This is a genomic window from uncultured Traorella sp., assembly GCF_944327115.1.
Classification (GTDB): domain Bacteria; phylum Bacillota_I; class Bacilli_A; order Erysipelotrichales; family Erysipelotrichaceae; genus Traorella.
The window spans coordinates 1-8469 of record NZ_CALVGS010000028.1; the positions used below are offsets into that span (position 1 = coordinate 1).

Consider the following 8469-nt stretch of genomic DNA (forward strand, 5'->3'; position numbering starts at 1 on the left):
TGAGAATTATTTCTGTGAGTCTATGTCTCATGCTTGCCTTGTCAGTTTCTGCTTCTTTTACTAAGGCTGCAGCAAGCGAGATACAGACAGAAGATTCTGTGGCACGTGTCGGTGATGAATATTATGATACGTTGGCAGAAGCTTTTAGCGCTATCCAAACAGAAGGAACTGTTGAATTGGTAGCTGATGCTACTATGGATAATAGAATTACTATCGCTGCTGGTAAAACAGTGACATTGGATCTGGGAACATATACGATCACATCATCTGAGTCATTCAGCGAAGCAAGTAATGTTTTTTTCATCAATAATGGTACTTTCACAATTAAAGGTGAAGGAACGATTGATGCAACGGGGAAAACTAACCTCTATTATGCTATTGACAATGCAGGTGGAAAATTATATGTCAATTCTGGTAAGATTATTGGTAGGAATGAAGGAATTCGCACAAGGAAATATGGAATGAATAATGGAATTTTGACTATTTCTGGTGGAGAAATTTCTAATGTAGTTTCATATAAAGATGATTGTGCAATCTATGCGTATGAGAGCACCGTAGAAATATCTGGAAATGCACAGATTCACGGATTGAATGCTGCTGTGAGGGCATATGGAAGTACAGTAACGATTTCTGGAAATGCATCTCTTAGCGGTGCTTTTGGTGTTATGCTATTTAATGATATATCAGAGAATACTCCAACTGCAAAGCATTCATCTTTGACGATGACCGGTGGTACGATTTCTGCGACAAATGGTTTTGCATTATCAGGAAACAATATGCAATCTGCTTTATGTAGTGCTGAGATTACTGGCGGTACATTAACAAGCATTGATGAAGCAACAGGTATCTATTGGCCAATGGAAGGTGCATTAACGATTGGCGGAAATGCAGTTGTTCGAGGCGGAACAGGTATCGAAGCGAAGATGGGAACTATTACGGTAAAAGATAATGCAACGATCATCGGTACAGGTGCATGGCTTGAGGACGAACCTTATGGTGGCGGATCACAGGCTGAAGGATCAGCAATTTTGACATCAGCTCAAATGTATGGTGCAAATGCCGGCCAGTATATTACTAGTCCGGATCTTACGGTAAACATTACCGGTGGAACATTAACGGGAACATTAGGTAATGCCGTTACGGTTTACAATACAGAAAATACAGATGCTCAGAAAGTCAATGTTGCTGTAACTGGCGGAAGCTTAGAGGCAGCAGAAGAAAGAGCCGGTGTAAAGGTAATCATGGCAAGTGGAGAAAATCAGCATGAATTGACACAGGATGCTGATGTAAACAGCTTTGTCACTTCTCAATCTAACACGACCGTAACAGTATCTGAAAATGCAGCCTTGGCAGTGGTTAATCAAGGTGGCAATGCTTCTTATTATCGAAATATCAATGACGCATTAAAAGCTAATACGGGTGACGTTGAGAGCATCGTTAATATTTATGTGCTGGGTAACAGTGAAGTAGACAGTGAAGCATTGGAGAATGAAAATGTTGTTTTAACAACTGCTAAGGGAGTTGAACTGCATATCACTTCGAATGTAGAAGGCAAGATCGTTCAAGAAACAACAAATGACGATGGAAGTAAAACTTATGTGCTTGTGGATGCTTCAACATTTGCAGCTCCGCAAGTAACGCTTAAAGCAGATGCTACGACAGTACATGTTGGAGAAGAAATAACTTTAACTGCAACAGCAACTCATGAAGAAAAAGATGTTACTTATACTTATGCTTGGTATAAGGATGGAAATCTGATAGCAGGTGAAGAGAAGGATACACTTAAGGTAACTGAAAGCGGTGTTTATACTGTAAAGGTAGTAGCCCATAAAGCTGATGGCAATGTTGTCTTAAATTCAGAAGAGATTGAAAGTAAAGGTGTAAGCTGTACAATCGAACCTCATAAATACGAAGGTGACTGGAAATATGATGAAACAAATCATTGGCAGGAATGCAAGTGTGGTGAAAAAGGAAACGTTGCTGCTCATACATATGAATGGGTCGTTGATAAAGAAGCTACTGAAACAGAAGCAGGTTTGAAACATGAAGAATGTACGATTTGCGGTCATGCGAAAGCAGCAGTAGAAATTCCGGCTACCGGTACAACAAATAAACCAGCTGATGAAAAACCAAGCGTAGATACAGAAACACCAAATACGAGTGATAACAGCAATATCATCCTTTGGATTTCTCTTATGCTTGTGGCTGGCGGTGCATTGGCATTAGCGTTTGTTTATCGTTCAAAGAAAAGATACAGTAAATAAAGACTGTCATCATTATTGAAAAAGTTTTGGATATATGATGTAATAAAGACCATTCTCTTGATGAGATGGTCTTTTCTTGTGCGGTAAAGTAAAAAGATGCTATAATGAATTATATGTGAAGGCGAGGTGGTCACTATGCTTAAATATGTAGAAAATCAGACCGGGGAAGTTGTTTTTTTATAATCGTTTCAATTCCTCGGTGTCCGTTTAAAACGATGCGATAGGAGGAAAAAATGGAATTGATTTTAGTAAAGGATTTTACGGATCCGCTTTTTTGTGATGCTTTTACGCAATATTTTAAAGAACTTGAAATTCATGTAGATGACTGGAATACGTTATTTGCACAGATGAATGATGACGGTGATAATATTGCCTATGTCTTAAAGAAAGAAGATAAGATAATTGGTTTTATTCAATTTAAGGAAGAAATGTTATCAAACTGGTTTTTTAAAGAAAAGGTTGGTTTTATTCGTGAATTTTGGGTGCGTGATGATAAACGGCATCAAGGGTATGGAAGTGCTTTGCTGGAAGCTTGTGAGCAGTATCTGAAAAAACAAAAGATTCATCGAGTATTGCTGACAAGTGATCCGGATGCTCAGAGATTTTATCTGCATCATGGATATCATAAAAGAGAGGATATCCATGCATTGAATGAGCTTCCGGTATATGTGAAAGAAATATGAAGGAGTTATGATGGAAATTATTCAAGGGACAGATGAATACAAGGGGAAAGAAATTGTATTTCATTATACAAGTGAATATTATTATGAAGCCTATGTCGATGATTTCAGTGTACGCTTTGTACGTAAACCTTTTGGACATGAGGTTCATAAAGAATTTAAAAGTACCTTGCTTGAGGATTGGTTGGAAAATCCAGAGCTTTATATGATCAAAGAAGCTGATGAGCTGGTTGGTTTTATCGAAATCAGCCTGGAAAGCTGGAATCATCGTTTGCGTATTTCTAATATTTGGGTAAGTGATTCAAAGCGGCATCAGGGTATTGGCTCAAAGCTTATGAATAAGGGAGTAGAAAGAGCCGGTGAGCTTGGTGTACGGGCCATTGTTTTAGAAACACAAAGCTGTAATGATAAAGCCATTTCTTTTTATAAAAAACATGGATTTACATTGATTGGATTTGATCTGATCAGTTATTCAAATGAAGACATAGAGAAAAAAGAAGTGCGTATTGAAATGGGAAAATGTCTTTGAAACCGCTTTATATAGTAATTTAAGAGCATAACAAATTGCAAATGTCCTTGTGATAAAGTATAATAATAAAGCTATTGTGGAGGAAGAAATGAAAAAAATTGAAGTAAAAGATTGTACATTTTCATATGACGATACTGTTAATGCTGTAGATTCCATTTCTTTTTCTGTTGAAGAAGGAAGCTATACCACGATTATCGGTCATAACGGAAGCGGTAAGAGTACCATTGCCAAGCTTATGATCGGCTTATTAGAAATGAAAAGCGGTGAAATCAAGATTGACGGATTACTATTGAATGAAGAAAATCTCTATGATATCCGTGAAAAAATCGGCATTGTTTTTCAGAATCCTGATAATCAGTTTATTGGGGCAACTGTTGCCGATGATATTGCTTTTGGTCTGGAAAATCATCAGGTTGCCAGCGAAAAGATGGATGCGATCATTCAGGAATATGCGAAACGAGTCAATATGAGTAATTATTTGGATCGTGAGCCTGTGTCTTTAAGTGGGGGCCAGAAACAGCGTGTGGCCATTGCGGGTGTTTTGGCTATGAATCCGGAGATCATTATTTTTGATGAGGCAACCAGTATGCTTGACCCTAAAGGTAAAGCAGAGATCAATGCATTGATTCATGAATTAAATGAGAAAAGTCAAATGACGATTCTTTCGATTACCCATGATATTGAAGAAGTTGTGAAAAGTGATTATGTAATTGTTTTGGATAAAGGTAAGGTTGTGCTTGAAGGGAAGCCAAAAGATGTGTTGCTTCATGAGAAGGAACTGATTGATTTAAAGCTGGATATTCCTTTTTCATTGAAAGTTATCAATGAATTGAAAAAGCAGGGAATTGAACTAAAGAAGTCAATTACACTGGAAGGGCTGGTGGATGAGTTATGCCAATTGAGATAAGAAATCTTTCGCATGCTTATCATGCAGATACATCCTTGGCAAAAACTGCGATCCATGATATCAGCCTTCATATCGGAGATGGTGAGATGTGCGCCTTGATCGGTGAAACCGGGAGCGGTAAAAGCACGCTTGTTCAGCATTTAAATGCGTTGCTGCTGCCAAGTGAAGGAGAACTTGAGATCAATGGGAAGTGTATTTATGCTCATGTGAAAAATACAGGTTTGAAGGCGTTGCGTAAGGAAGTAGGTTTAGTGTTTCAGTTTCCGGAATATCAATTATTTGAGGAAACGATTTTAAAGGATATTGCTTTTGGACCTAAAAATTTTGGTGTAGAAGCAGAGGAAGCGGAAGCTATTGCCCGGGAAATGATTCAGATTGTAGGGCTTGATGAAAGTTATCTGGAGAAAAGTCCTTTTGAATGCTCCGGAGGAGAAAAAAGAAGAATTGCGATTGCCGGAATTCTTGCGATGAATCCCAATGTATTAGTGTTTGATGAACCGACTGCCGGACTTGATCCTAAGGGAGCTAAGGATATGATGGAACTTTTCCGTAAATTAAATAAGGAATATCATAAAACGGTCATTCTTGTTTCCCATGATATGGAACATGTGATGAATTATTGTGATCGTGTTCTGGTGATGAGCGATGGGCATATCATCAAAGATTGTCCGGTGAAGGAGTTTTTCAGAAGCAGTGATTTATTAAGGAAGCTGAATATCAATCCGCCGCAGATACTGCTTTTAAAGGATATGTGTGCTGAAAGAGGAATTCATATCCGTGAAGATGTTTTTACGATTGAAGAATGTGTGGCCGATATCGTGAAAGAGGTGAAGAATCATGAATAGCTTTACCTTAGGAAGATATATACCTCTTGATTCATTGATGCATCGCTTTGATCCTCGAGCTAAGATCGTTGCTATGTTTTTATTGATGATTGCGATTTTTATGCCAAGTGGTTTTATGGGATATATTGGTATCTTTTTGATTATTTGTATCGGTATTTATGCGTCTAAATTGAATTTAAGGTTTTTCTGGAATGCCATGAAGCCAATGTTTTTTATGCTTGCGGTATTGCTTGTCATTAATGTGTTTGTTGTAAAAAGTGGGGAACCGGTGATTACGATTTCCAATTTTACGATTTATTGGAATGCTTTATCACAGACAGGATATATTGCGGTCCGATTGGTCTTGATGATCGTGATAACGACCTTGCTGACAGCTACGACCAAGCCAACAGATCTGACGATCGCATTGGAGGATCTGATGAAGCCTTTGAAAAGGATTGGTTTTCCTGCGAATGAAATTGCGATGATCATTTCTATCGCTTTACGTTTCATTCCTACTTTGATTGAGGAAACACAGCGTATCATCAAGGCTCAGACTTCCCGTGGTGTTGATTTGCAGGAAGGGAAGCTGAAAGAAAAAGTGATGGCAATCTTGTCATTGATCGTACCTTTATTTGTGTCGAGCTATCAAAGAGCAGAAGAACTGGCAAATGCGATGGAAGCAAGAGGCTATGTTCCAAGCCGGCCACGTACCCGTTACCGTCAGCTGAAGATGGTAGGACGTGATTTTGTCATGCTTGCGGTATGCATGCTTGTCTTGCTGTCAACGATAGGAATCATGATATGGTTATAAAATGTGTAGTCAGTTACGATGGAACAAATTATAAGGGCTGGCAGATTCAGCCGGGCTTAAAGACTGTTCAACAGGAGATTGAAAATGCTTTAGCGCTGATTCATGGTGGCGGACGTATTGAAATTGTTGCTTCGGGAAGAACGGATGCACAGGTGCATGCCTTGGGTCAGGTCTTTCATTTTGAAACGACGAAAACAATGGAAATGGATAAGTGGAAATATAAGTTGAACCGGCTTTTGCCAAAGGATATTCGCATACGTGAAGTATCTTTGGAAAAAGATGATTTCCATGCTCGTTTTTCTTGTGTGTCCAAGCGTTATGATTATTATATTTCTTTGGATGATGAGAATCCATTTGTGCGAAACTATATGTGTGTAGAGAAAAGACGACTGGATACAGAAGCGATGAAAAAAGCGGGCAGGGTATTTATTGGCACTCATGATTTTACCAGCTTTACTTCAAGTAAGATTCATGAAGAAAAAAGCCGTGTGCGAACGATCAGTGAATGCAGGGTAGATGTTTTTGATGACCGTATTCGAATCGTATTCAGAGGAGATGGTTTTTTACGCTATCAGGTAAGGATGATGGCTCAGACAATGATCGAAGCAGGCTTGCATCATCTTGATGCCGATGATGTGAAAAGGATGCTGGAGGCCTGTGATAAGCATGCCTGTCGCTATAAAGCAGATGCCTGTGGCTTATATTTGGTGGAAGTAAATTATTAGGAGGTGTTGGAGTGAAGAATTTTCATACGCATACAAGTCGCTGTATGCATGCTAATGGTAAAGATGAAGAATATGTATTAGCGGCGATTGAGGCCGGTTATGAGGTGCTTGGATTTTCGGATCATACGCCATGGAAGTATGACAGTGATTTTGTAGCAAATATGCGAATGCCATTATCACAGTTTGATGATTATTATCAGAGCATTTCTTCTTTGAAAGAGAAATACAAGGATAAGATTGAAATAAAGATAGGGTTGGAATGTGAATATTATCCAAAATATATGGATTGGCTGAAATCGTTGGCGAAAGAATATAAATTGGATTATTTGATCTTTGGCAATCATTATTATGAAAGTGATGAATATCATATGTATAATGGGGCTTGTACGCGTGATGATAAGATGCTGGATAAATATGTTGAGAGCACGATGGAAGGGTTAGATACGGGTATCTATTGTTATTTAGCTCATCCTGATCTGTTTATGCGCGCACGTCATTGGGATGAGAAATGTGAAGAAGCCAGTCATCGTATCTGTGCATACTGTAAGGAGCATGATGTGTTGATGGAATATAATTTGGCAGGACTCAGAAGCTCTATTTCAAGAGGTGTTATGGAATATCCTCATGACGAATTTTGGAAGATCGCTGCGCAATACGGAAATCGGGTCATCATTGGTGTTGATGCTCATTCTCCGAAGCATTTGAGAGATACAAGCTTATATGAATTATCTTACAATAAGCTAAAAGATTGGAAGATGGAAATCGTTGAAGACATCGATTTCTTACATTATGATTGATTTATCGCTTTTATAGGTTAAAAAGGTTAAAAATGTCAATTTGTGCTTGACATAGGGCTATTTTAAAGTAAAATATAAGAAGGCCACTTTTTGTTTTTTAGCCCCGGAAACTAAAAATCGAAAGGAAATTGAAATATGCGCCAAACTACATTTATTAAGCCTGCAGAAGTAAAGCGTCAATGGTATGTCGTTGACGGTGCAGGACAAACATTAGGTCGTCTGGCTACTCAGGTAGCAGCAGTGTTGCATGGTAAACACAAACCAACTTTCACTCCAAATGTTGACTGTGGTGATTATGTCATCGTAATCAATGCTGACAAGATCGTCATGACAGGTGACATGGAAGGAAAGAAATACTATAACCACTCACAGTATCGTGGAGGTTTACGTACTCGTACAGCTCGTACGATGAAGGAAAAATATACCGTTGAATGGGTAGAATTAGCTATTCAGGGTATGTTGCCGCACACTCGTTTAGGTGACCAGCAGAGAAGACACCTGTTCGTTTACACAGGTGCAGAACATCCACACGCTGCTCAGAAGCCAGTTGTGATGGAAATTAAAGGATAGGAGGAAGAGATATGGCTACTAAGAAAAATAACGTAACTTACATCGGTACAGGACGTCGTAAAACTTCTGTTGCTCGTGTCTACATGACTCCTGGCAAAGGTAATATCGTTGTAAACGGCAAAACATTGGAAGAATATTTACCTTTGGAAACTTTAAGAATGGTTGTTCGTTCACCGCTTGAATTGACTGAAACTTTAGGTCAGTTTGATGTGAAGATCAACGTGTATGGTGGAGGATATACTGGACAGGCTGGAGCTATGCGTCATGGTATCACTCGTGCTTTATTACAGGCAAGTGCTGATTACAGACCGGCATTAAAAGCTGCAGGATTCGTTACTCGTGATCCTCGTGCTAAAGAA

The 8469-nt window shown here is 38.8% G+C and carries 10 protein-coding genes; all 10 read left to right on the top strand.

Annotation, left to right across the window (positions count from 1 at the left end; translation table 11 throughout):
• Positions 1 to 2264 (top strand): immunoglobulin domain-containing protein (locus Q0K35_RS02135; protein ID WP_294561031.1); only part of this gene is annotated, 2264 nt, incomplete at its 5' end.
• Positions 2265 to 2497: 233 nt separating this feature from the next.
• Complete coding sequence (locus Q0K35_RS02140) at positions 2498 to 2947, top strand: GNAT family N-acetyltransferase (RefSeq protein ID WP_294561032.1); 450 nt, start codon at positions 2498 to 2500, stop codon at positions 2945 to 2947.
• 10 nt (positions 2948 to 2957) lie between these two features.
• Positions 2958 to 3473, top strand: coding sequence for a GNAT family N-acetyltransferase (locus tag Q0K35_RS02145; RefSeq protein ID WP_294561033.1), 516 nt, complete (start codon positions 2958 to 2960; stop codon positions 3471 to 3473).
• 88 nt (positions 3474 to 3561) lie between these two features.
• Positions 3562 to 4380, top strand: a complete 819-nt coding sequence (locus Q0K35_RS02150; RefSeq protein ID WP_294561034.1) for an energy-coupling factor transporter ATPase — start codon at positions 3562 to 3564, stop codon at positions 4378 to 4380.
• Positions 4365 to 5225: an energy-coupling factor transporter ATPase gene (locus Q0K35_RS02155; RefSeq protein WP_294561035.1), complete on the top strand. Its 861-nt coding sequence runs from the start codon at positions 4365 to 4367 to the stop codon at positions 5223 to 5225. Before Q0K35_RS02150 ends, Q0K35_RS02155 begins: the two co-directional genes overlap by 16 nt.
• Positions 5218 to 6018 carry an energy-coupling factor transporter transmembrane component T gene (locus Q0K35_RS02160; protein WP_294561036.1) on the top strand — a complete coding sequence of 267 codons (801 nt, stop codon included), beginning with the start codon at positions 5218 to 5220 and terminating at the stop codon, positions 6016 to 6018. The genes Q0K35_RS02155 and Q0K35_RS02160 overlap by 8 nt, the downstream gene beginning before the upstream one ends.
• The gene (truA, locus tag Q0K35_RS02165) at positions 6009 to 6743 is read left to right on the top strand and encodes a tRNA pseudouridine(38-40) synthase TruA (protein ID WP_294561037.1); all 735 of its coding nucleotides are present in this window, start codon (positions 6009 to 6011) and stop codon (positions 6741 to 6743) included. Before Q0K35_RS02160 ends, truA begins: the two co-directional genes overlap by 10 nt.
• Before the next feature lie 11 nt (positions 6744 to 6754).
• Complete coding sequence (locus Q0K35_RS02170) at positions 6755 to 7540, top strand: histidinol-phosphatase (RefSeq protein ID WP_294561038.1); 786 nt, start codon at positions 6755 to 6757, stop codon at positions 7538 to 7540.
• A gap of 135 nt (positions 7541 to 7675) precedes the next feature.
• On the top strand, positions 7676 to 8110 hold the full coding sequence (gene rplM / locus Q0K35_RS02175) for a 50S ribosomal protein L13 (RefSeq protein WP_071442017.1): 435 nt from the start codon (positions 7676 to 7678) through the stop codon (positions 8108 to 8110).
• A gap of 11 nt (positions 8111 to 8121) precedes the next feature.
• Positions 8122 to 8469: 30S ribosomal protein S9 (rpsI, locus tag Q0K35_RS02180; RefSeq protein WP_294561039.1), on the top strand; the 348-nt coding region annotated here is incomplete at its 3' end.